We start from the raw sequence: 21368 nt of genomic DNA on the forward strand, positions 1-21368 counted from the left end.
GAGGTATTGAAGTTTACTTATCCTTTTTGCCTTCTAATCAAAAGAAAAAACGCGGTCGTAAGACTCAATAGATTAATTTTAGCTTTGACATTCTAAAACATAAGTGCCTCTTAAGAGGCACAGATTCGCTACACCTTGTTTTTCACTAATCATGACGACTCAAACCAAAATTAGAGGAAAATTCTATCCCATCCAAATTGAAGAATGGCTGGAAAGTATTAAGCAGCTAACTTTTTCAGAAATTAAAATTCTCTACTATTTGAGGATTACCGATCCATATAACAAAGGTATCAATATAACACCAGCACAGATTGCGAAAGATTTATCTACAGAAGAAGCTGGTATGCACCGTTCTACTGTTAGTAGAGCATTAAAGTCTTTAGAGAGCAAAGGTTTTCTGGAAACGGAGTTGCTCCAGGTCTATATCAAAGTTAATCCTAAAGGATTTCTCTCGAAAGAAAAAACAGCAGATGTTGCTACTACAAAACTAAATTGCAACCAGACAACACCAGTTGTGCCATCACAACCAGATGTGCTTCCACGCAACATTGAGTGTGGTCAGACAACAGAATGTGCGACTAGACAACAAGCATCGCCTGAAACCAAGACTAAGCATGGCTTTCAAAAGTCTAAGACTTATATAGACTTTAAAGACTCTCTCTCAGAAAGCGAGCGAGAGTCTTTTTTTATATTTGTTCGGAAGCAAATTCAAAACTTTAATCAGCCCATCAACGATCTTGAAGCTTGGTTAGCCAGTCAAACAAAAGCACGGCAGAATCGCTGGGAGGTGTATTACCAGAAATTTCGAGAAGAAAAAAACAGTAGCTTCGCAAACTCCGACCGAAGTTCTACTATCTCTGAAGCCAAACAAAAAGCGATCGCTAGATATCAAGAATTTTTAAAGCGACAAAATAAACAATTAGAGCAGCATTTAGAACCGAATACAGACGTAAAAATCGAACGAGAAATAGATCGATCGAGGCACGATCACCAGCGTAGTATTAATAGTTTAGAAAGCCAATCAAAACCAGTTGCCAAACCTCTCAGTCAAAAAACTGCCCAAGGTTGCGAAACCTTACGTAATTGGAGCATAGATCGAGATTTTGCTGGCAAAACAGTTCGTGGAGGTCTAGTATGAACGAACCAAATCTCCCTCCAGCCAATATCGAAGCCGAAAAGAGATTTTAGGTGGAATCTTACTCGACCCACAGGCAATGTATCGGATCGAAGCACAATTAAAACCCGAAGCCTTCTATGTCCTAGCTCATCGTGAAATTTATCAAACAGCCTTAAAACTCCATCATCGAGGCGAACCTACCGATCTCATGGCAATCAGCAGTTATTTGAGCGATCGCGACCGATTAGACCGTGTAGGCGGTACGACTAAACTAGCTCAACTACTAAATCGTACTGTTTCGGCAGTCAATATTGATCGCTACGCCAACTTGATTGTGGATAAGTATTTGCGACGTAAGGTTATTGAAGCGGGAAATAAAATAGTTGACTTGGGCTATGATTCTACTATCGAACTCGAACGGGTTTTAAATGATTCGCAGAGAGCCATCTTTAGTGTTTCTCAACAAAAGCTAAAATCTGATACTGAAGATAATAGCGAAATTGCCATGTCAGCATTTAACCTGCTAGAAGCTGATAATCCTATCTATCCTACTGGAATTGAGGAGTTAGATGCTCTGATGATCGGATTTGAACCAGGAACCTTAACTATTCTGGCTGGTAGACCGTCTATGGGCAAAAGCGCGATCGCTCTATTTATGGCTCTTCAAGAGTTGATTATCCACAAGCTACCTGTAATTATCTTTTCTTTGGAAATGTATAAGTATCAGTTAGAGTATCGACTTTGGAGTTTGATGAGTCGTATGGATTGCTATCAGGAATTAAATCTAACTCCAATTTCTGTCGAACGTCTTCGCGGTTATCGCGCTAAACTTTCTTCTCTAAGCGTAGCTGAAATGGATAGCATTGCCAAGATTGTCAAAATTGCGATGGAGTTACCCCTCTACATGAATGAGAATCGCGGCATCAATGTAACTGGGATTGCTTCTGAGTGTCGTCGGGTCAAAGCTAGAGAAGGTAGGTTAGGTTTGGTAATAGTAGATTATCTACAAATGATGGCTACCGATAGTGGTGGCAATCGTAGTTACGATCTTGGTGATGTCGCTAGAGAACTATACAAACTGGCGGGAGAGCTAGATGTGCCAATTTTAGCTCTTTCCCAAGTCAGTCGAGGTGTAGAAAGCAGACAGAATAAACGTCCGTTGATGTCAGATCTTTCTCAGTCGGGAATTCTAGAGATGGTAGCGGATAATATTATCTTTGCTTATCGGGATGAATATTATGACCGAAAGACTTCACAACCAGGAATTTTAGAATTGATTTTGGCTAAGGCGAGACATGGCAAGACGGGAACGGCAGAGGTGCTATTCGACGACTCTTCTGGAATAATTCGTTTTCTTAAAGAATTTGTTTGAACAGCTAAAATCTCAAATTAAGAATTTAGCAAGACTAATTATTTTAAGTGATCTTCAGCACAATGAGCGGCTATTAACTTGAGTATTTCTATTAATGGAGTTTTTTAATGAACAAAGCTGAAATAGAAGCTATTGTAGAAGCCAAGATTGAAGCTATATTTTCTCGTTTATTTAACTACGAAATACGGAGCGATGTTGAATTTCTGCCAACAAAAGATGCCTATCGTAAGCTTGGCTATAGTTCTGGCAAAAACTTAAGAACCACCGTCGAAAATGGAACTTTTAGATTGGGAATTGAAGTGCAAGACAGGCGATCGCCTGATAGTGTCTATGCTAACTATTATTTCAACATACCAGCCTGTATAAAACGACTAAACACACCACCTGAAAAAAGAGCCTAATGTTAATTTACAGAGTCAGGAAACGAATGCTACGCTGTTTCATAATTCGATACGATCGCTGTAATTGGTCTGATAGCGCAGGCAAAAAACGAGAAAAACAAAAAATTAGTCTCTAATAATAAAAGAGTGTCTACCAATGTAATTTTCGATTTCTTTCACAATTATTGGGGCGATCGCTTTTTTGTTAACTACTATTTCGCTCTTTAAAATCTAGATCGTATTTAGATCGCTTTTCAAAAACTATCGATTAGGAAATAGCAAGTAAAAGCCAAAAGCCTGTATGGGTATAGCTTTCATCTTATACTTTCTATTTCATGCTCATTGCCTTTTACTGATTTGTAATCAGCCGGTCGCAGGTTCAAGTCCTGTTGCCAGCTTTATTCGTCCTGTAAGGAAGAAGCAGGAAGGCTTTTGTTAACCAACGGTCAGAGTAATCTCTGACCAGTTTGGAATTGTCAAAAAGGGTAAAATAGGGGAGTTAGAGTAACTGTAATCAGCCAAAATAAAATATTTAGGGGAATACCGACGCGCATAAAATCGGTAAACTTATAGCCTCCTGGTCCATATACCATCAGATTTGTTTGATAGCCGATAGGAGTAGAAAAGCTGGCGGAGGCAGCGATCATAATAGCGATCGCAAAAGGCATAAAGCTAACGTCCAAGCTTTTAGACAAAGCTAGGGCAATAGGAAAGATCAATGCTGCTGCTGCGTTGTTGGTAATTGCTTCGGTGAGAATATTGGTAACACCATAAATTATCGCTAAAGCTAGCCAGGGATTATCTCCTGCAAAATGAGTCAGGCTAGATGCGATCGCTCCTGCTGCCCCCGTAGACTCTAATGCCTTGCCGATACTCAAAGCTGCGCCAATTACTAATAGTACCGACCATTCAATATTACGCAATGCCCTAATTGAGGAACAGCAGCCTGTTAAAATCATAACGATTGAAGCCAAAATTGCTGCCTTGAGCATACTCATCAAGCCAAAAGCAGTTAGAAAAACCATAACTGCCAAAATTGCGATCGCCAGAGTCGCTTTTTCGTGACGTAGAGGCTCAGTATCAGGAATACCGTTAACTAGATAAAAGTCATTGGATATACGCTGTTGAGCTAAAAAATTGGCGTTGGCTTCTAATAATAGAGTATCTCCAGGTCGCAGACAGATACTACCTATTTTGCCTCGTAAACGTTCGCCGTTACGGGCTACAGCTAAGACCACAGCATTGTACTGAGTCCTAAATTTACCTTCGCGAATGGTTAGACCCACCATCGGACAAGTATTAGATACCACTGCTTCAATTAAACACCTCTCAGAGCGCGGAGTATCGAGCTTGAACACTTCATCAGTATCAGGCTGTAGTCCTCTGAGGCGATGCAAATCCACAATTGAATCAATCATGCCAATAAATGCCAGGCGATCGCCATCTCGCAAAATTTCTTTGGGGCTAACCGCAGGTATAACGAGCCGATCGCGCATAATTTCAACTAAATATAATCCTGGTAGGTGTCTTAAGCCCGCATCTTCAATACTCTTGCCAGCTAGGGGACTATTCTTAGAAACCATCATTTCTACGGTGTACTGGCGCACATCATCGTTTTCGCTAATTACAGGCTGACGATTTGGTAAGACCCAAGGATGAGCAACAAACAAATAAATCATCCCAGCGATCGCGCAGGGCAATCCGACTACCGCTAAATCAAATAACTTCAAGCCAGGTAAATCTGTCGCCGATATCAATAAGCCATTAACAACTAAATTGGTACTAGTACCAATTAAAGTACAAATGCCCCCAAATATAGCTGCATAACTCAGGGGAATCATTAATTTAGAAGGACTGATTCGCAGCTTTCTAGACCAATTACTCACCACAGGAATAAACATCGCCACTACGGGAGTATTATTGAGAAAAGCACTCATGCCCATTACAGGAGTCATCAAACGTAATAGAGCAGCATTTTGTCCTTTGGGCAAGCCTAAAACTCTTTGGGAAATCCAGTTTAAACCTCCCGTTTGCGATAAACCAGTAACTACAATATAAAGTACGGCTACAGTAATCATGCCTGGATTGCTAAACCCAGCCAAAGCATCTGACTCGCTCAAAATGCCGCTAACATACAAAACTCCCGTACCACCTAAAAAAATAATTTCTGCGGGTAAAGTCGCGATCGCGTTAAGCACAAAAACACCGAGAGTAACGGCAATTGTTGCCCATCCTTGCCAAGAAAGCTCGAAACCAGAATCAGCAACCAACGAAAATAAACCAATGGCGCAGGAGGCAATAAGACCTACCAATGCTAATAAAAATAGTTGTTTACGAGTCCTAAAAGCGAAAATACGGCTAGAAAATCGTCGCGTCTCCATGCTTAATCCCCTAGAGATATTAATTTCTAAGTCAGTGTATCACGAATAAATCTTAAGCGTTTTAAAATGCAATTGAATATTAATCCTACTTAATTTTAAAATTTACTGCACCTGAAAAATCCTTAATTTAGCTAGAGCATATAGCAATTAAACATGAGCAAATTAACTGTAGAATCTCAAAAATCAGAGATAATTAAATATCTGACTCAAAATAACTTTTTGTTTAAGGATTTGGATCGATCGTGGCTAGCCAAACAAATCGCTTCACAGCAGTTTATTGAGGAAAAGTTATACTCTAGTCGCCCTGTATATACGGCATTTCGCCCCGATACATCTTTAGAATATTTATATGTAGTAATTCAGGGTGGACCAATTGTTGTTCGCACCACTCCTTTAGACCGTATTATTGCCCTAACCTATGCCAATAGCTGTTTTGGAATGCAAAATTTGGCTTTGAGCTATGGTAATTTCTCCAGTGGTTTTCCTAGTTTGGTAGAAGCTTATAAAACGGCAGACGTAGTTAAAATTCCGCTTGAGGTGATTAAATCAATACATCAAGAATGTGAAATATTTCGTCAGCGTTATGGGCTGATGTTTGAATTGCAGGAAAAATTTCAATATCATCTGCTCAATTGCAGCACTTACCCTCCTCAAGCCGTGGCAGCCTTATTAAGAGCTTTGATTTATCAAGAAAGAGGACTAGGTAATCAACCTCAAGCTGATGGAGTATTTGTCTTCGATTTGCCCGTAGATGTGATTGCCAAAGCTTGCCAACTAAATAATCGCACGGTCGAACAAGTTTTAAAGGGAATGACAAAGGTTGGGTTGCTTAAATCCCAAAAAGGTTCTCAAAATGATTTGCTGAGTGTAGTTAATCCAGAAGAATTGAAGGTAGTTTATGGAGCAACTCGCGATAAAGTTGCTTGGTGGCCTTTACGTTAACTATAGTTTCTTTAATTGACTAATTTGTTTTATAACAACAACTAATCAAAAGATAATTATTGATAAAATTACGCTGATAATTGCCGTAAACAACAACATAATCTTGTGCCAGAATTTCCTGGAATTGCCAATAGTTTTAAATGGTTTAGAGGCTTGATTTAAGAAATTGGCTGACATAGAATAGTCTACAGCTTGAATTCGATCCCGATTGAGCGATTTAAAAATCGGCACTGGACTGGCTTTACTAAGACCAGACTTGTATTTATTATTTCTAGCTTTAGTGTTAATATCCCCTAAAGCTTGACTTTTATAGTCATTCTAAATAGGAAACATATGGAATAATAGGATTGAGTTGAAAAATCAATCCTATTAGATGACTTATAGTGTAGATTTACGAAAACGAGTAGTTGACTTTGTAGCGACGGGAGGCTCAAAGGCAGAAGCATCAAGAAGATATGAGGTAAGTTTGTGGTGTGTGAATGATTGGTGTCAAAGAAAGAATTTAACTCCAACACCACAACTAGGAAGAAAGCGAAAACTAGATTGGAAAGCACTTATCCAACATATTCAAGAAAATCCAGACGCTCTTTTGAGAGAGCGGGCGCAACATTTTGGAGTCCATACGAGTGCGATTGGATCTGCTCAAAAACAAATGAAATTGACTCGTAAAAAAAACTCTGAAATATAGTGAACGTAAGCATGGTCAACGAATCGCTTTTCTGAGAAATTTGCGTGAGATTGTTGTTTTAGATGGTTCAAATAACTTAGTTTACTTGGATGAATCGGGCTTTGAAGAATATGTTTATCGCCCATATGGATGGTCAAAACGAGGACAAAAAACCTATGGCGAGCGCAATGGCAAAAGAGGAACGAGAACAAGCTTAATAGCAGGAAAAAGAGGCAAAGAATTATTAGCACCAGTTCTTTTTAAAGGAAGTACTAACGCTTTATGGTTTAATCCTGATTGACTGACAAAACTTTCAAGAAATATTGTAGGAATAAGTTAAAACTTTGAACTCCAACTGATCTGCTCGTTTTTGATATTGCGATCGTGATGCCATTGCAGGTGAGGGATCTTGATTACTAGAGAAAGTCACGCAATGAAGTAAATTCCAACCATTAATGAGTGCAGCTTTGACCCAATCCCAACCAATCCTAAAATAGCTATTACCACGAAACCAATGAGTATCAACCCATCTTCGTTTGCCAATACGAACTACCTCAACACCTTGGGCACTAACGTAGAGAGTAGCCACAGATAAGATAAACCACAAACGGGACAAAGCGCATACATCTCGAATCATCGAGCGTTGAACATTCCAACCACCAGATTGGTCATCTAAAAAATTCGCTTCGATATCAAAACGTAATCCATATTCAGCAAAGGTTTGTAGAGTAGTTTTTTCATTACTGACAATTGCCCATAGTTCGCCGTTAACGTTGTTGCGACCAAGAATCACATGAACTTTGCCAGAAAATTCACCTTTGTGAATCTGTACGTTGTGTAAGCAAATTGCCTCTGCTAAATGAAAGTGAAAGTTTTTAGGTTGACCAGGGCTTCGCCCTACACGATGCGAAGCATCGAAGTCGTCCGAAGGACGGACGATCTGGGCGATAGCCCTGTGGCGCGAAGTGTGAGGTGAACGCTCTCTGCGTTCCGACGTCTCCTTGGGAACGGCGACGGACAGAGAGTCCGTGTATGAAGTAAAACAGCTGCATGAAGTATGAAGTATGAGGTATGAAGTATGAAGTAAAACAGCTACTTCTTCCTTCGTATGAGGTACAAAAAATCTTTCTTCCTTCTTCCTTCAAACTTCTTCCTTCAAACTTCGTAAACAGCTACTTCCTCCTACATGCGGACAAGTCCTTTGTTCCACTATAGTTGCAAGCCCCGTCGTTCACGATCGCTCTTAGTTTGGTAGAGGTACCAGGGCTTCGCCCTACACGATGCGAAGCATCGAAGTCGTCCGAAGGACGGACGATCTGGGCGATAGCCCTGTGTATGAGGTATGAAGGCGCGAAGTATGAGGTGTGAGGTATGAGCTACAAAAAATCCTTCCCGAATTCCGAATTCCTTCTTCCTTCAAACTTCAAACTTCTTCCTTCGTATGAGGTACAAGCCCTCGAACAAACTTGAAACTTCGCGCCTTCATACTTCTGTCTTCAAACTTCTGTTGACACCAACTTCCACGCCAAATCCAGGTATTACTCTTAATTCGGAGACGATAATGCCATCCTAGTTGAGTTGTCAGCATGGTCATCAATTCGGTATGTATAAATCCTCGCTCCGCGAGTAAAATTACCTTAACTGATTCTCGTAGCCTAACTTGTGCCTGCTTAATCATCTCTCGATAATCGGTAACTGAAATACTAGCACTTTCATGGTTCATCACTCTCCACACCAACGGTAAAGCTCTCCCTCGATGAATAACCCAAAGCCGCACAAGGCAATACTCATCCCAGAACAGTGAAGTGTCTAATGCCAAAAATATTTTTGATTCTGACCAATCATCAAGTGCTGCTTTGACCAAGGACTTTCTGATTCGATGGACATTGATTCGAGGATTGTTTAGCCAACGCTGAATACGTCTCTGTCTACCCCCAGCCAACTTCCCTCGACCAGGGATGTACATCGACCATTTTGTCAGGTTGACATTGCCCGTGTGTATTAAAGCAATTATCATCCAAATACAAGTTTGAAGATGACATAAATGTAACCAGTCAGTAGCTTGACCAGGGCTTCGCCCTACACGATGCGAAGCATCGAAGTCGTCCGAAGGACGGACGATCTGGGCGATAGCCCTGTGGCGCGAAGTGTGAGGTGAACGCTCTCTGCGTTCCGACGTCTCCTTGGGAACGGCGACGGACAGAGAGTCCGTGTATGAAGTAAAACAGCTGCATGAAGTATGAAGTATGAGGTATGAAGTATGAAGTAAAACAGCTACTTCTTCCTTCGTATGAGGTACAAAAAATCTTTCTTCCTTCTTCCTTCAAACTTCTTCCTTCAAACTTCGTAAACAGCTACTTCCTCCTACATGCGGACAAGTCCTTTGTTCCACTATAGTTGCAAGCCCCGTCGTTCACGATCGCTCTTAGTTTGGTAGAGGTACCAGGGCTTCGCCCTACACGATGCGAAGCATCGAAGTCGTCCGAAGGACGGACGATCTGGGCGATAGCCCTGTGTATGAGGTATGAAGGCGCGAAGTATGAGGTGTGAGGTATGAGCTACAAAAAATCCTTCCCGAATTCCGAATTCCTTCAAACTTCGCGCCTTCAAACTTCTTCCTTCGTATGAGGTACAAGCCCTCGAACAAACTTGAAACTTCGCGCCTTCATACTTCTGTCTTCAAACTTCTATTGACTCATCCATTGATTCAAGGCATTGTAGAGACGGGAGTTTTGATTCACAGTATTCTGAAATTATGAGTGGTATCTAATCTCAGAGTGCTGACTCCCCTTGCTTTGTGTCAATCCCTCAACTCTTTACTGAATCTCTATTCTCAGGTTTTTCTCTTCATCTTTTGTCAGTCAACCAGCCTCTTTGGTGTGCTTCCAAGATTAGGCATTGATCGTCTACAAGAAAAATTTTGATCATTATCGAATTTAGTTAATTCATCAATTTGTAACTTAGGGACTTAAAATAACAAACATATTACTGGCGAGGATCTTAATGACTTGTTGAAGTTTTATAAAATTGATTGACGATTGCTTTGAGTAGCAGGATCATATTGTCTAGCATTCATTATTTATAAGCCAAATGAAAAAAGTTAGAGATTAGTCACAGATTATAACAATTCGCCAAACAAAGGCTATCAATGGTAAGACTATATTGTGAGGTCAAATTGAGTTAAATTATCAAACTTAGGACTTACGCAGTTAAACCTAAAATAAGGCTCTTGGCAGGGGTAAAGGGGAAAGGACAATGGAGATAGAGCAAAAAAAATGGCGGAAAATCTAGCACGATTAAACTGGTGTGCGATCGCGCTTTTTGGCAGCTACCAAAAACTTTAGAACGATCAAGCAATGGCGATCGCACTATACTCATTTTCGCGATCGCTCATAAATCTCGATAATTTTTCAACTTTAGATTATTACGTAACCTAATATATTGTATAGCATTACCTTTTTAGGTTATGACATCAGGTTTGTGTAAGGGGGAACGACCGTTTACACTTAAAATTCGTATTATTCTAAGCAGAGATAATATTGCGAGCAAATGTCATTTGACCAGTAAATTTAACTAGAACAAAGAGAGATAAAAATAATTTATTTATTCTGTAACTTTTAATTATTGTTACTACATTTAATTAAAGCTGGATATAGCCTTATAGCCTTTATGTATACAAAAACTATAGCTAGATAAATTAATTAGATTACAATGCCAGAGGCTCAAACTCTACTAGATAATCGCTATTCCATTTTACATATAGAACGTACCAGTAATTTTAGTAAGGTTTTTTTCGCTTTAGACACTTACCAAAATCCACCACGTAGTTGTGTAATTAAAATACTCCAACCGTTTGTCCAAAAACCAGAGGTTGCTCAATGGATACAAGAAGAATTCCAAAAAGAGGCAAACCATCTTAAACAATTAAGCTTGTGTAATCCTTATCTTCCTCAAATTTATACTTATTCAAAAGATTCTTTAGGCTATTATCTAGTTCGGGAATTAATTGAAGGCACAACTTTAAAAGAAAAAGTTGAGACTAAGGGTAAGCTATTTGCCATAGAGGTTAAACAGATATTAGTCAAACTTCTAAAAGTGTTGAACTATCTGCACAAAAGAAAAGTAATTCACCAAAACATTAAACCCAAAAATATCATTTTACGCGACAACGATCATCTGCCGATGCTGATCAACTTTGGCAGTATTAGGCAGATAGTCACAACCTTTGATTTTTGTAGAGACAAGCGAATATTCTCTTGCAACAATGTTTATGGTTATATTCCCTCAGAACAAGCTTTAGGTCAGCCTGTACCTGCTAGTGATTTGTACAGCTTAGGATTGACGGCAGTTTATTTACTGACGGCTAAAAATCCCAAGGATTTGCATATTGATTTAAATCATGGCAACTTTAAAATGCCTTTAGAAATAAGTCATACAGATCCTGAGTTAGCAGCGATTCTTGCTCGTGCTATCAGTTTAAACTCAAGCGATCGCTATAGTTCGGCTCAAGAAATGCTCGATGCTTTACTACGAATAAAATCTCAGCCATATTTAGACAAGCACAAGCCAGAAAATTCCTACCTTAATCTTGATACACCGTCATCAAAGTCTAAAGGCTTATTTATTTCGACTTCCAAAGCTGTAGCCGCCGATCGACAAAGCAAATATGACCGACGCTCACAGCAGCGGAGTAATTCCGCATTGGTCGAAGGCGACGCGGAGTCTCGCCTCTTTTACGGCGCAGTAATCTATGACTTCAATTGGTGGAAAATCATCATTTACATTCTGAGTAGCTTTTATTTTTTAGGTGCAGGCATAATTGCTCTATACGACTGGAATTCAAGCCAAAATACTTTTATTCCTCAATTGCCTGAACCATCAACACCATTCCCTTCTACCTTACCCCATTCAATCAAAGCAGTCAGTAAAAAGCCATATATGCTTAATATTCAATCAAAAGATTTAGTTGAAGTACCTATTTTTGCTACGGGGACTCAAAAAAAGCAGTTAAGAAAAGTTCTGGGAGAACCTAACGCCATTCAAAAAGGATACTGGGTCAACAGTAGTGCCTGGATTTATAAAGGCAGGGGTAATGGCTTAATAGATATAGGTTATTTGTTCGATCTTAATACCAATAAATTGCGACAAACCGAAATGGCGATTGCACCCTCTGTAGGTTTAGGAACAACCACCGAAATTTTAGGCAGTTTGCTTCAGGGTAATATTACTCCATCGGTAAACCAAGGGTTAAAAAAAATATACCAGCGTCAGGCAAATGAATATTCGTTTAGGCTGGGAGATTTGTCAGGAAGTATCGAAAGGGATAAAAATGACAATATTTATTTGGGAGTATGGCAGTCAGATTTCCACTAAACTAGATCTCAAATCAAAATTATAAAAATAAATATATAGAAATGAGGTTGATTTCAAAATTATTCAATCGGCAATATTTTAATCAGTTAGCGATTTTTACTATGTTGATGGCTGTTACACCTATGGCGATCGCCCAGCAGGTATCTGTATCTACTAAAAAAACCGCTAGTAAATACTTAAATAGCATCTTACCAGAGGCAGAAAGAATTCAAAAACAATACGGTATTCCTCTCGATCTGACTCTGGCGATCGCCCGTCAAGAGAGTGGTAACTGAGAGTATATAATTGGCAAGGGCAACCACTTTGGTCTAAGGTGCGATAGTGATGACTGTATAACCTTAGAAAAAAATGGACAGATGATTAGCTATGAAACTTGTCCTGATGTTTCTGAGTGCTTTAATATTTTCGCCGAAAGTATCAAAGCTTTGAGTGATGGATCTATTACTCCCGCCGAACTGTATGAGAGGGGTTATGCTACCAGTTTTACCTGGGTAAAAAAAGTAAATACAATTCAAAAAGAAGTGCAGCAAACTTTATCAGCAGCAGGTATTAAATACTAACTGATGTTACGCACTAATTAATCTGTGAAAAACAGGTAGTAGGTAATAGGTAGTGGATAGTGGGTAGTAGATTTTATTTCTCTGCTGACCTACGCTTGATGAAAGTATTGATTTTTTGCTATTCTGCGTAACGTCAGATACTAAGCAATAGCTCAGATTATTTATTCACTAGGTTTCTATCTTGTGATGTTTGATCTTCTAAAATAGCAATTCCAAATTAATTCCAGCACGATTATCGTTGTTTTCTATGGAGTTTTGCCATTCTAAATCCGTAGATAAGCGCAGTTTAGAAGTAACGGCATAGCCAACAGATAATGAAGTTATACCCACTTCTGTTTCACTTCCTGGAGAAATAAAGCTTTGTGATAGAGAAATATCTCCTGCACCAGTGCGAGAAAGAGCCAGCATCAACCTTAAACCAATGTGCAAACCATCGGTATTAAAGTCATTGCTCTGCACATAACGATAGCCAACCAGCGGCGCAAAATTAATATAGCTACCTAAAGGGAATAAAAAATAATCTAAGTCTGCACCAAAAGCATTGCGATCGCCATTAAATGCTGATTGGTAGTCGGCACTAAGGGTTAAGCCAGTACGACCAATAAATATATCTTCAATACCAATATTAATTCCTCCTGCATTATTATTAGAAGGAAAAGTAGTAAAACCTAAACGAAAGCGAGTGTCAAAACTCGGATCGTGGCGAATATCCTCTAGTACATCAGGAACTTCTATGAGCCAGCGTTGTAGAGTCGGACTTTCTTTGATGACCTTTTCGGGAATATCTAGCTTGTCGCTAACAGTATTAGTGGGAATTTTAGACTCTTGAGCTAAAAGAGGAAGGTTGACAATGCCAACTAAAGCAACTTGCCAACCAATCTGAATAGATAACAGCTTTAAGAAATAATTGACGTTCAAAGATATACCTTGAGTTTTTTTACGCCAATCCATCTTAAATCACTAGATAAGGCATGATGCCACTATTTTTCTGGAGTAAATTCTAGAGATACACCATTCATACAGTAACGTAAACCAGTAGGTTTAGGACCATCATTAAATACATGACCCAAATGACCGCCACAACGACTACAGTGGACTTCTGTTCTAGTCATAAATAAAGAGCGATCGCTCTTTGTATCAATCCCATCTTTTAATGGCTGATAAAAACTGGGCCATCCTGTACCGCTATCAAACTTGGCATCAGCATTAAATAGAGGTTGACCACAACCAGCACACACATAAGTCCCCTGATCATAAACTTTATCTAAAGGACTTGTTCCTGCTCTTTCTGTACCATGTTTGCGTAATACTTTAAACTGCTCTGGAGTCAGGGTTTCTTTCCACTCCTGCTCGGTTTTTTCAATTTCGTATTTATTTTCGGATGTTGTCATAATCAGTAAATTAATAATTGTGAAGAATCTTTAACTATATTTTAATGGGAAATATAGCTTTTCAAGCAAATTACGATATTGGAAACTGTAATAGCTAATTTGTCATCTAGCATCAGGCATCTAATAGCAACAGCCTACGGCACAGCTTTGGCTAATCGAGATAATCTGTGACTTAGCCAGTAACGTAAATTGTTATGTTTCGTAAGAATTTATGGCTAGGTAGGTTTGATAAACTGGACAGTGAAGTTGAATAGCTAGTATTTTTTTATCTAGCCATAGACTAACTATATAAGAAAATTGCCTTTGGTATTTTCTTATCGAAAACAAAATAAAATTTATTTTCAGGAGACTAATCAATTATGGTTCAACGAGGGTCTACAGTCAGAATTCTTCGTCCAGAATCCTATTGGTATAATGAAGTTGGCTCAGTAGCATCGGTAGATACAAGCGGTATTCGTTACCCTGTAGTCGTACGCTTTGAGAAAGTTAACTATGCTGGCGTGAATACCAATAACTTTGGAGAAGCAGAAGTCAAGGAAGTATCTCCTCCTCCCAAAAAAGCTGCTAAAAAAGCACCTGCTGGGAAGAAAGCACCCGCTGAGAAGAAAATACCCCCTGAGGAGAAAGCACCCTCTGCTAAACAAGATCCAGCACCAGCTAAAGAAAAAGAACCTGAGTCAGGTGCAGGCTAATTTAAAATTAGCGAGTTAAGCATCTTCAACATAGATATATTTCTAGAAATACTTTTCCTAGAAATATATTTGCTCAATTAAGTGTCGTTATTATACTTTGTCCTAATCTAATCCCTCAGTCCTAAATTGTTCTGAGGGATTGTTTTTTAGCTAACGATCTTGATCGCTTATAGATAGAGATTTCCAAACTGAAAAACATTATCTATAATTGATTTTCATAATTTATATCCTCTCATTGGGAACAATCTAGCAGGGTAATAGCTTTATTTTGCTAATATTCTAATTGCGGGAAGTGCGATCGCATATTTTTTATTCTTACAACAACGCTGCTTTAAATTAGAATCTCATTTATTTCTTATTCGTGCAACAATGCCGTCTTAGCCTATACATTGACTACTATATATATGAGTAATCGAGATTTATTTGCTCGCGAGGCATTGGCGCAGATTCCCAAAATTTTGACTCTATTGGATCGCAATCGTCACAGCCCTACCTATGGTTGTTTTGATCGTACTTTTTGGCAGTATAAAGTAATTGATTTTCCTGCGGGGATGTCACAGGAATTCGTTTACCCTTTGGCTTTGGCATATCACTGTAACCTAAACAACAATATTTTTTATCAACAGCCAGCTATTAAAGAGTGGGTGGAAGCAGGTATTGTTTATGCAGCCAGAAGTAGTCATCTTAACGGTTCATGTGATGATTATTTTCCCTACGAAAGAGCAGCGGGGGCAGCAGCTTTTTCTTTGCTTGCCTGTATTGAAAGCTATAAACTAATGGGTTTAGACAACTCTGAAGTACTTAAGTTTTTTTGTAGACGAGCAGACTGGTTAGCAAAACATCAAGAAAGTGGACGTTTAACTAATCATCAGGCTTTAATTGTCTTGAGCCTAGAGTCTTTGGGTAATCTGCTTAAAATAGATCGCTGGGATGTCTATAAACAAGAGCGTTTAGAACAGGTGCTAGCTTGGCAAAACTCCGAAGGCTGGTTTATTGAATATGAGGGTTGCGATCCTGGATATCATACTTTGACTATTTCCTGTTTAGCGCGCATATATGAGCTTAATCCAAGTGACAAACTTAAAAGAGCGATCGCCTTAGCAGTCAAACTTGCAGCCCAATTTGTCCATCCTGATGGTTCTTATGGGGGAGAATATACTAGTCGCAACACCTACAATTTTTTTCCTCATGGCTTTGAGTTGGTAGGTAAATGGCTACCAGAAGCATTAAATGTCAACGATCGCTTTTTACAGGGACTTGCTCATGGTTTAGGCTCTTGTTATGCTGACGATCGCATTATTGGTCATCATACCTGGAACTATCTTTTAGCCTGGAGCGACTTTATTCCCATCCGTCCGACTTTGCAGCCTCGTCCCCAGGGACGTGTTTATCTAGAGCAAGGTGGTATTTTGATCGAGCGTCGTGGCACAACTGAATTATATTTGGCTTTGAATAAAGGTGGTGTGTTTAAGCTATTTCGTGATGGTCAGTTAGTTGCTTCAGATACTCAGTTTTCTCTATTAGTCCAAGAAGGTAATAAGCTCAAAAATGCAGTGGCGCATTTGGTAGGCAATTACGAAATTGAGCTAGAAGCAAATCAAATTGCGATCGCTGGAAACTTGGGCTGGGCAAAACAAAAGCAGATGAATTCTCTCAATTTAATTATTCTGCGTCTAGTTATGTTATCTCTTGGGCGGTTTTTTCCTAATCTAATTCGTCGAATATTACAAAAAATCTTAATTACGGGTAAGACAGACGCACCTTTTAAATTCTGCCGACGTTTATCTTGGCAAAACGGTTGCTGGTGCGTTGAGGATCGATTAACGGCGGAATCCTGGGCTAATGTAGTAGCAGCAGATATTGGCTGCGATCGCACTTCTATTTATGTGGTGATGAGCCGTACTTTTCAATCAGGACAACTTCAACCCGCTTTAGATTTAAGCGATCGGATTAATAGATTAAATCCAAACGAACCACTTAATCTATCTAGAAATATCTAAAACAAATAATCAGACTAATGGCTGAATTTTGGTTGGCCGTAAATAAATGCAATCTAATTTACCAAAATATACAAATATAATTTCTCATTTAAATTGCATAGCTATTATTAGTTATATTCAAGCATAATTTTTCTGATTTTATGCTGCTTTTTGTATCTATTTTCTATATCAAAAACAATATTAAATACTTTGGTATTTGCTTTTATAAGTTATTTAATAATGAGTATTAAAAGAAAAATATAACTTACTAATGAATTTAGCTAAATAGCTGATGCTTCCTGATTATTATGTTAACTATAGTCTATTCATAGGAACAAAAAAAGGTTGTGTATTCAACTACAGTTTAAATCAGAATTTAAGTAAAAATACAGTTGAAAAAACTTTTATCTTTTTATAAATCTATTTAAACCCAAAAGTTGCTAAACTAAGCTGAAATAGATAGAACATTATGGCAATGATTGACCAAACTAAATCTACTCTCACTTTAAGTTGGCTCAAAACCAAGCTAATCCATTGCGAAAGCGGCGTGATCATTGAAAATACCTGTTCTTGTAGTTTTGAAGGTATTCAAAGTTTTATTGAAAGTATCGATCATAGTTCTAAGACTCCAGCTATTTACTATCAGGCTTTTCCCGAAGAAAGTGCAGATCAATTCTTAGATACTTTGAGAGAGGAATTAGCCTCTAAATTAGGAAATATTGAATTTAAATCCAATCAATCTTTATTAGATATCGTCAAAGCAGCAGCCTTGAAAATGGTAATTATAGATCGAAGCTATCTTCATCCTTTAAACACCATCAATCAGCTTTTAAATTTCCTTGGTTACTGCAATGTTTCTTTAATTTTGGTTGGTTCTCGCAATAAATTGAAAATAGCTCAAGTTTTAAGTCATCCTGCTATTTCTCAGTGGGAACAATTTACCATTTGTGACAAATCTGAGGCGTAATCAAAATTGCCCTAAAACAAGCTTATAAATTTCTTCTATTTGTTTTAATTTTATCTGCCTCGTCTTTTACAATTAAAATTATCGGGACATTAGAATCTGAAGCTTAAATTCGTTGACGATTAAATGTTAAACTGCATCTACTTTAAAGCGAGGAAATGCTGACAAAGGGCTTGCACGTATATTTTCCTCGGCTAGTTGAACCATTATCACTCGAAACTAGAAGAAGGTATTATTGAGCTAGACATAGCGATCGCCGATTATTTAGACTATTTGATGTTCAACAGCCTTGAGTAAATTATCTGCGATCGCATAAACAACTATAGTTTTTAGAACGCATTTTAGTCCCTCTAAGCTTTTTAGTTTTTAGAAAGATTTTTTTACTTTCTGTTCCTCTATTTTAATAATTAGCAATTTGTGTTATTGATTAACCAAAACTATTTTTTGCTTTTGATACTCTTTGATATGTTTACGAAATTTAGTCTAGTAAAACATATTTATTGCCAATTAGCTTTAACTTTTTTTATTGTTAGTTTTAATAATTCAGACATATTTATTCAAATCAAGCTTTTGAAAATGCTAAGTATAAATACTTATTTTTAGTAATTTACTTACAATTTATATATTTTATAAAACATAAATAAAACTTTTATATCTATAGGATTAGCTGCAATATTAGTTATTAAGGTCAACAAATAACTAGGGATCAATAGTCATCAGTACCAAAAACCTATACTTGAGTTACATTTTGCCTTTAGGCAAATTGTAAAATTATATTTAAAAAATGAATTTTATTTATTAAAGTTTTTTATACTTATTCTTAACGAGTAAAGAGAGCTAGCAGTAGTTCATAATTATCGCCATAAGTTGTTGTTGTTTAGCCTTAAAAAAATGGAATTAGTACGAAAGAATAGTTATTTTGGTTTAGTAAAGAGCTTCTTGATTTGGAGCTTTACCTTAACGGTATGCTTGTTAGTAGTTGGATTTCCTGTAGGAGCTTTAATCGTTACGATTGGTATTTTAGCTACCATTATCTTGCAAACTGTTATCCCTGCCAGTGCGGTTTTGGTCGTTACGGCTGGTATTTTTAGCTTAAATATTGCTGTAGTTTTAGTTAGTGCAGCAGTTCTTTCTTTTAAAGGAATTCATCCTGAAGAAGTAAGCTGGTTGAGTTGGCTACACGGACAAAAAGATTTAGTTAATCTGCCAGTCTATGCGTCTTGTCCTTTGACTTGCCAGTTTGATAACAATCATTAAATTTAAAACAATGAATTATAGATGACGAGGATTAGAGCCTATTCTAGTCCTCGTCTTTTTTATAGTTGCTTACATCTGAAAGATAGCTAAAGTATCAACAAGAAACATCAGCTTTAGCTAACTAGAATAAATGCTCAAGAATAAAGCCCAGTGTATACTGGGTTTTTCTGTGTTCATAGTCGACACTGTTTCTGATTGTTCCCAATCTAGTTTTTGCTTTTTATTGAATAAATATGACTACACCAACTATTTCTGTCGGGGTAATTTTAGGAACTCGTCCCGAAGCAATCAAACTAGCTCCAGTTATCAAGCAGCTTAATTCTGTTGCTCAAATTAAAACTCATCTTATTCTTACGGGACAACACAGAGAAATGGTAGATCGAGTCATGGAGTTATTTAACTTGAGTGCAGACCATGATTTAGCAATCATGAAGCCAAAACAAACATTAACTAGTATTACCTGTGATAGTTTGCTGGGATTAGAAAAAATTTTTGCGACAGTCCAACCTAAACTAATTTTTGTACAAGGGGATACAACTACTGCTTTTTCTGCTGCATTGGCAGCATTCTACCATCAGATTCCTGTAGGTCATGTTGAGGCTGGTTTGCGGACTAATAATCTGTATAATCCATATCCAGAAGAAGCTAATCGCCGTTTAATCTCGCAAATTGCTCAATTTCACTTTGCGCCAACAGAATTAGCTGTTAAAAATTTACAAAAATCTGGGGTTACAGGAGAAATTCACCATACGGGGAACACCGTAATAGATACTCTTTTGACTGTGGCGAATAATAAACCTGAATGCCGAATACCTAATCTAGACTGGTCTAAATACCGAGTCTTACTAGCAACGGTACACCGTCGAGAAAATTGGGGCAAACCTTTACAAGACATTTTGCAGGGATTTAACGCTATCTTAGATCGTTTTCCCGATACAGCATTACTTCTGCCTTTGCATCGTAATCCTACAGTGCGAGAGCCAATTAAAGCTGCATTAGGCGATCGCCCTAGAGTATTTTTGACCGAACCTTTAGACTATACAGAATTAGTGGGAGCAATTTCTGGTTGCTATATGCTACTGACAGATTCAGGAGGATTACAAGAAGAAGCTCCGAGTTTAGGCAAGCCTGTATTAGTTTTACGAGAAACTACAGAAAGACCAGAAGCTGTTGAAGCTGGTACTGCAAAGCTAATTGGTACAGATCCCCAAGCAATTTTAGATTACACTGCCGAATTGCTAGAAAACCAAGCTATTTATCAACAAATGGCAACAGCAATTAATCCTTTCGGTGATGGTCAGGCTTCAGAGAGAATTGTTAAAATCATCCAAGATTATCTATTAAAGAACGTCTAAAAAATCAAGCATTATTGCGCTGGTTCATTATAAAAACTAAAGGATCGGTAACACCGATCCTTTAGTACATAGGCTAAGTTACCTGTTTTTAGTTAAGAGCAAATTTTAAAAGCTGAAGTACTGTCAATCGCTAGTTTAAGACGACTTAGTTATTTTAAGACAGAGTAATTAACTATCCGCAACAGCTTTAGAGAAAATTATTTTATGATTTCTTATTGATTTATAAGTCTAGCTAACATTAGCTATCAAACTAAGATAGGTAAGGTCGTAAAGTAAACAAGATTACTTAATGACGCTATTAAATTATGAGCTTCTTTAGTAGCAAAAGTATTTACTAAATAAAATAGTAGTTCAAATTTAGCCTGGCTTTGCTAATTTTTTCAGAAAGACGGTTGACTGTAGCTATTTTTTGCTCAATTTGTCCAGATAGCTGAGAATTTTGGTTGTATTTTTTTTGATGACTTTGTAGTTTAGCTAAAGTTGCTTTTACGGTAGCCAATTCTTTTTCAATTTTGATTAATAAAATAATTAGTCTGGCTATTTTTACGGTTTTTTCCTCAGCCACAACTTCTTGTTGGATCGAGGTGATGTACTTACTAATATCTTCCATGGATTTACTGATATATATTATTGATATGACAGAATAACTGGCGTTTTTTGTTCTTTAAACTCAGTATATCCGTGAATATGTGGACATGGTATAAAGTTTCGGTAATTGTTGAAGTATTTTTGTAAATAATGTATGAATTTACCTAAATACCTCTCAAAAGCGAACAATTGCAGGAGTTTCTGGCTTATAGCATCTGCACTTTTTAACGCCTTAATTAATATTTTACAGGTTTGGATACAGCATTTTCGTGATTATTTCGTAGATAAATATACTTAAGGAAATATTTCAAGCTACGAATGGTAGTAATTATCGATTGGTTGTATGTTCA

19 protein-coding genes and 1 pseudogene are annotated in these 21368 nt (G+C 37.8%); 14 read left to right on the forward strand and 6 right to left on the reverse strand.

Annotation, left to right across the window (positions count from 1 at the left end; all coding sequences use genetic code 11):
• Positions 1-151 precede the first annotated feature (151 nt).
• The 3 genes and pseudogenes from SLP02_RS18345 (at position 152) to SLP02_RS18355 (ending at position 2890) form a co-directional block, all read left to right on the forward strand.
• Complete coding sequence (locus SLP02_RS18345; protein ID WP_319422173.1) at positions 152-1138, forward strand: MarR family transcriptional regulator; 987 nt, start codon at positions 152-154, stop codon at positions 1136-1138.
• A pseudogene (gene dnaB, locus SLP02_RS18350) lies at positions 1135-2489 on the forward strand (replicative DNA helicase). Before SLP02_RS18345 ends, dnaB begins: the two are co-directional and overlap by 4 nt.
• 107 nt (positions 2490-2596) lie before the next feature.
• On the forward strand, positions 2597-2890 hold the full coding sequence (locus SLP02_RS18355) for a hypothetical protein (protein ID WP_319422175.1): 294 nt from the start codon (positions 2597-2599) through the stop codon (positions 2888-2890).
• A gap of 455 nt (positions 2891-3345) precedes the next feature.
• On the opposite strand, the gene SLP02_RS18360 is transcribed toward SLP02_RS18355, so the two are convergent.
• Positions 3346-5250, reverse strand: a complete 1905-nt coding sequence (locus SLP02_RS18360) for an SLC13 family permease (RefSeq protein ID WP_319422176.1) — start codon at positions 5248-5250, stop codon at positions 3346-3348.
• 153 nt (positions 5251-5403) lie between these two features.
• Between SLP02_RS18360 and SLP02_RS18365 the strand changes: the two genes are divergently transcribed.
• The 3 genes from SLP02_RS18365 to SLP02_RS18375 all read left to right on the forward strand — a co-directional run bounded on the left by SLP02_RS18365 (position 5404) and on the right by SLP02_RS18375 (position 7160).
• Positions 5404-6192, forward strand: coding sequence for a cyclic nucleotide-binding domain-containing protein (locus tag SLP02_RS18365; RefSeq protein WP_319422177.1), 789 nt, complete (start codon positions 5404-5406; stop codon positions 6190-6192).
• Between the two features lie 373 nt (positions 6193-6565).
• Positions 6566-6880 (forward strand): IS630 transposase-related protein, encoded by a 315-nt coding sequence (locus SLP02_RS18370; RefSeq protein WP_319419364.1) that lies wholly within the window; start codon positions 6566-6568, stop codon positions 6878-6880.
• Between the two features lie 40 nt (positions 6881-6920).
• On the forward strand, positions 6921-7160 hold the full coding sequence (locus tag SLP02_RS18375; protein WP_319422178.1) for a transposase: 240 nt from the start codon (positions 6921-6923) through the stop codon (positions 7158-7160).
• A 12-nt stretch (positions 7161-7172) separates the two neighbouring features.
• On the opposite strand, the gene SLP02_RS18380 is transcribed toward SLP02_RS18375, so the two are convergent.
• The gene (locus SLP02_RS18380) at positions 7173-7652 is read right to left on the reverse strand and encodes a hypothetical protein (protein WP_319418707.1); all 480 of its coding nucleotides are present in this window, start codon (positions 7650-7652) and stop codon (positions 7173-7175) included.
• Between the two features lie 630 nt (positions 7653-8282).
• Positions 8283-8876, reverse strand: coding sequence for a hypothetical protein (locus SLP02_RS18385; protein WP_319418706.1), 594 nt, complete (start codon positions 8874-8876; stop codon positions 8283-8285).
• A gap of 1694 nt (positions 8877-10570) precedes the next feature.
• Between SLP02_RS18385 and SLP02_RS18390 the strand changes: the two genes are divergently transcribed.
• From SLP02_RS18390 to SLP02_RS18400, 3 genes are all read left to right on the forward strand, one after another.
• Positions 10571-12232: a serine/threonine-protein kinase gene (locus SLP02_RS18390; protein WP_319422179.1), complete on the forward strand. Its 1662-nt coding sequence runs from the start codon at positions 10571-10573 to the stop codon at positions 12230-12232.
• Between the two features lie 41 nt (positions 12233-12273).
• The gene (locus tag SLP02_RS18395) at positions 12274-12507 is read left to right on the forward strand and encodes a hypothetical protein (RefSeq protein WP_319422180.1); all 234 of its coding nucleotides are present in this window, start codon (positions 12274-12276) and stop codon (positions 12505-12507) included.
• 81 nt (positions 12508-12588) lie between these two features.
• Entirely contained in the window at positions 12589-12792 is a 204-nt protein-coding gene (locus SLP02_RS18400) for a hypothetical protein (RefSeq protein ID WP_319422181.1), read from the forward strand.
• 198 nt (positions 12793-12990) lie between these two features.
• Here the strand turns inward: SLP02_RS18400 and SLP02_RS18405 are convergent, their stop codons facing one another.
• Both SLP02_RS18405 and msrB read right to left on the reverse strand, forming a co-directional pair.
• Entirely contained in the window at positions 12991-13743 is a 753-nt protein-coding gene (locus SLP02_RS18405) for a hypothetical protein (protein ID WP_319422182.1), read from the reverse strand.
• Between the two features lie 29 nt (positions 13744-13772).
• Positions 13773-14183, reverse strand: coding sequence for a peptide-methionine (R)-S-oxide reductase MsrB (msrB, locus tag SLP02_RS18410; RefSeq protein WP_319422183.1), 411 nt, complete (start codon positions 14181-14183; stop codon positions 13773-13775).
• Between the two features lie 359 nt (positions 14184-14542).
• Between msrB and SLP02_RS18415 the strand changes: the two genes are divergently transcribed.
• From SLP02_RS18415 to wecB, 5 genes are all read left to right on the forward strand, one after another.
• On the forward strand, positions 14543-14875 hold the full coding sequence (locus SLP02_RS18415; RefSeq protein ID WP_319422184.1) for a photosystem I reaction center subunit IV: 333 nt from the start codon (positions 14543-14545) through the stop codon (positions 14873-14875).
• A 404-nt stretch (positions 14876-15279) separates the two neighbouring features.
• Complete coding sequence (locus SLP02_RS18420) at positions 15280-16875, forward strand: hypothetical protein (protein WP_319422185.1); 1596 nt, start codon at positions 15280-15282, stop codon at positions 16873-16875.
• 448 nt (positions 16876-17323) lie between these two features.
• Positions 17324-17821, forward strand: coding sequence for an ATP-binding protein (locus tag SLP02_RS18425; protein ID WP_319422186.1), 498 nt, complete (start codon positions 17324-17326; stop codon positions 17819-17821).
• Positions 17822-18709: 888 nt separating this feature from the next.
• The gene (locus SLP02_RS18430; protein ID WP_319422187.1) at positions 18710-19075 is read left to right on the forward strand and encodes a hypothetical protein; all 366 of its coding nucleotides are present in this window, start codon (positions 18710-18712) and stop codon (positions 19073-19075) included.
• Between the two features lie 233 nt (positions 19076-19308).
• Entirely contained in the window at positions 19309-20430 is a 1122-nt protein-coding gene (gene wecB, locus SLP02_RS18435; RefSeq protein ID WP_319422188.1) for a non-hydrolyzing UDP-N-acetylglucosamine 2-epimerase, read from the forward strand.
• 334 nt (positions 20431-20764) lie between these two features.
• Here wecB and SLP02_RS18440 read toward each other — a convergent pair whose 3' ends face one another.
• Entirely contained in the window at positions 20765-21040 is a 276-nt protein-coding gene (locus SLP02_RS18440; RefSeq protein WP_319422189.1) for a chromosome segregation protein SMC, read from the reverse strand.
• Positions 21041-21368: the final 328 nt, after the last annotated feature.

It is taken from the genome of Pleurocapsa sp. FMAR1 (assembly GCF_963665995.1).
GTDB lineage: Bacteria > Cyanobacteriota > Cyanobacteriia > Cyanobacteriales > Xenococcaceae > Waterburya.

Coding starts and splice junctions, on each gene's coding strand:
- SLP02_RS18345 (WP_319422173.1), top strand. CDS start 152: ATGACGACTCAAACCAAAATTAGAGGAAAATTCTATCCCATCCAAATT.
- SLP02_RS18355 (WP_319422175.1), top strand. CDS start 2,597: ATGAACAAAGCTGAAATAGAAGCTATTGTAGAAGCCAAGATTGAAGCT.
- SLP02_RS18385 (WP_319418706.1), bottom strand. CDS start 8,876: ATGATAATTGCTTTAATACACACGGGCAATGTCAACCTGACAAAATGG.
- SLP02_RS18425 (WP_319422186.1), top strand. CDS start 17,324: ATGGCAATGATTGACCAAACTAAATCTACTCTCACTTTAAGTTGGCTC.
- SLP02_RS18360 (WP_319422176.1), bottom strand. CDS start 5,250: ATGGAGACGCGACGATTTTCTAGCCGTATTTTCGCTTTTAGGACTCGT.
- SLP02_RS18395 (WP_319422180.1), top strand. CDS start 12,274: ATGAGGTTGATTTCAAAATTATTCAATCGGCAATATTTTAATCAGTTA.
- wecB (WP_319422188.1), top strand. CDS start 19,309: ATGACTACACCAACTATTTCTGTCGGGGTAATTTTAGGAACTCGTCCC.
- SLP02_RS18365 (WP_319422177.1), top strand. CDS start 5,404: ATGAGCAAATTAACTGTAGAATCTCAAAAATCAGAGATAATTAAATAT.
- SLP02_RS18400 (WP_319422181.1), top strand. CDS start 12,589: ATGATTAGCTATGAAACTTGTCCTGATGTTTCTGAGTGCTTTAATATT.
- SLP02_RS18415 (WP_319422184.1), top strand. CDS start 14,543: ATGGTTCAACGAGGGTCTACAGTCAGAATTCTTCGTCCAGAATCCTAT.
- SLP02_RS18430 (WP_319422187.1), top strand. CDS start 18,710: ATGGAATTAGTACGAAAGAATAGTTATTTTGGTTTAGTAAAGAGCTTC.
- SLP02_RS18405 (WP_319422182.1), bottom strand. CDS start 13,743: ATGGATTGGCGTAAAAAAACTCAAGGTATATCTTTGAACGTCAATTAT.
- SLP02_RS18420 (WP_319422185.1), top strand. CDS start 15,280: ATGAGTAATCGAGATTTATTTGCTCGCGAGGCATTGGCGCAGATTCCC.
- SLP02_RS18370 (WP_319419364.1), top strand. CDS start 6,566: ATGACTTATAGTGTAGATTTACGAAAACGAGTAGTTGACTTTGTAGCG.
- msrB (WP_319422183.1), bottom strand. CDS start 14,183: ATGACAACATCCGAAAATAAATACGAAATTGAAAAAACCGAGCAGGAG.
- SLP02_RS18390 (WP_319422179.1), top strand. CDS start 10,571: ATGCCAGAGGCTCAAACTCTACTAGATAATCGCTATTCCATTTTACAT.
- SLP02_RS18440 (WP_319422189.1), bottom strand. CDS start 21,040: ATGGAAGATATTAGTAAGTACATCACCTCGATCCAACAAGAAGTTGTG.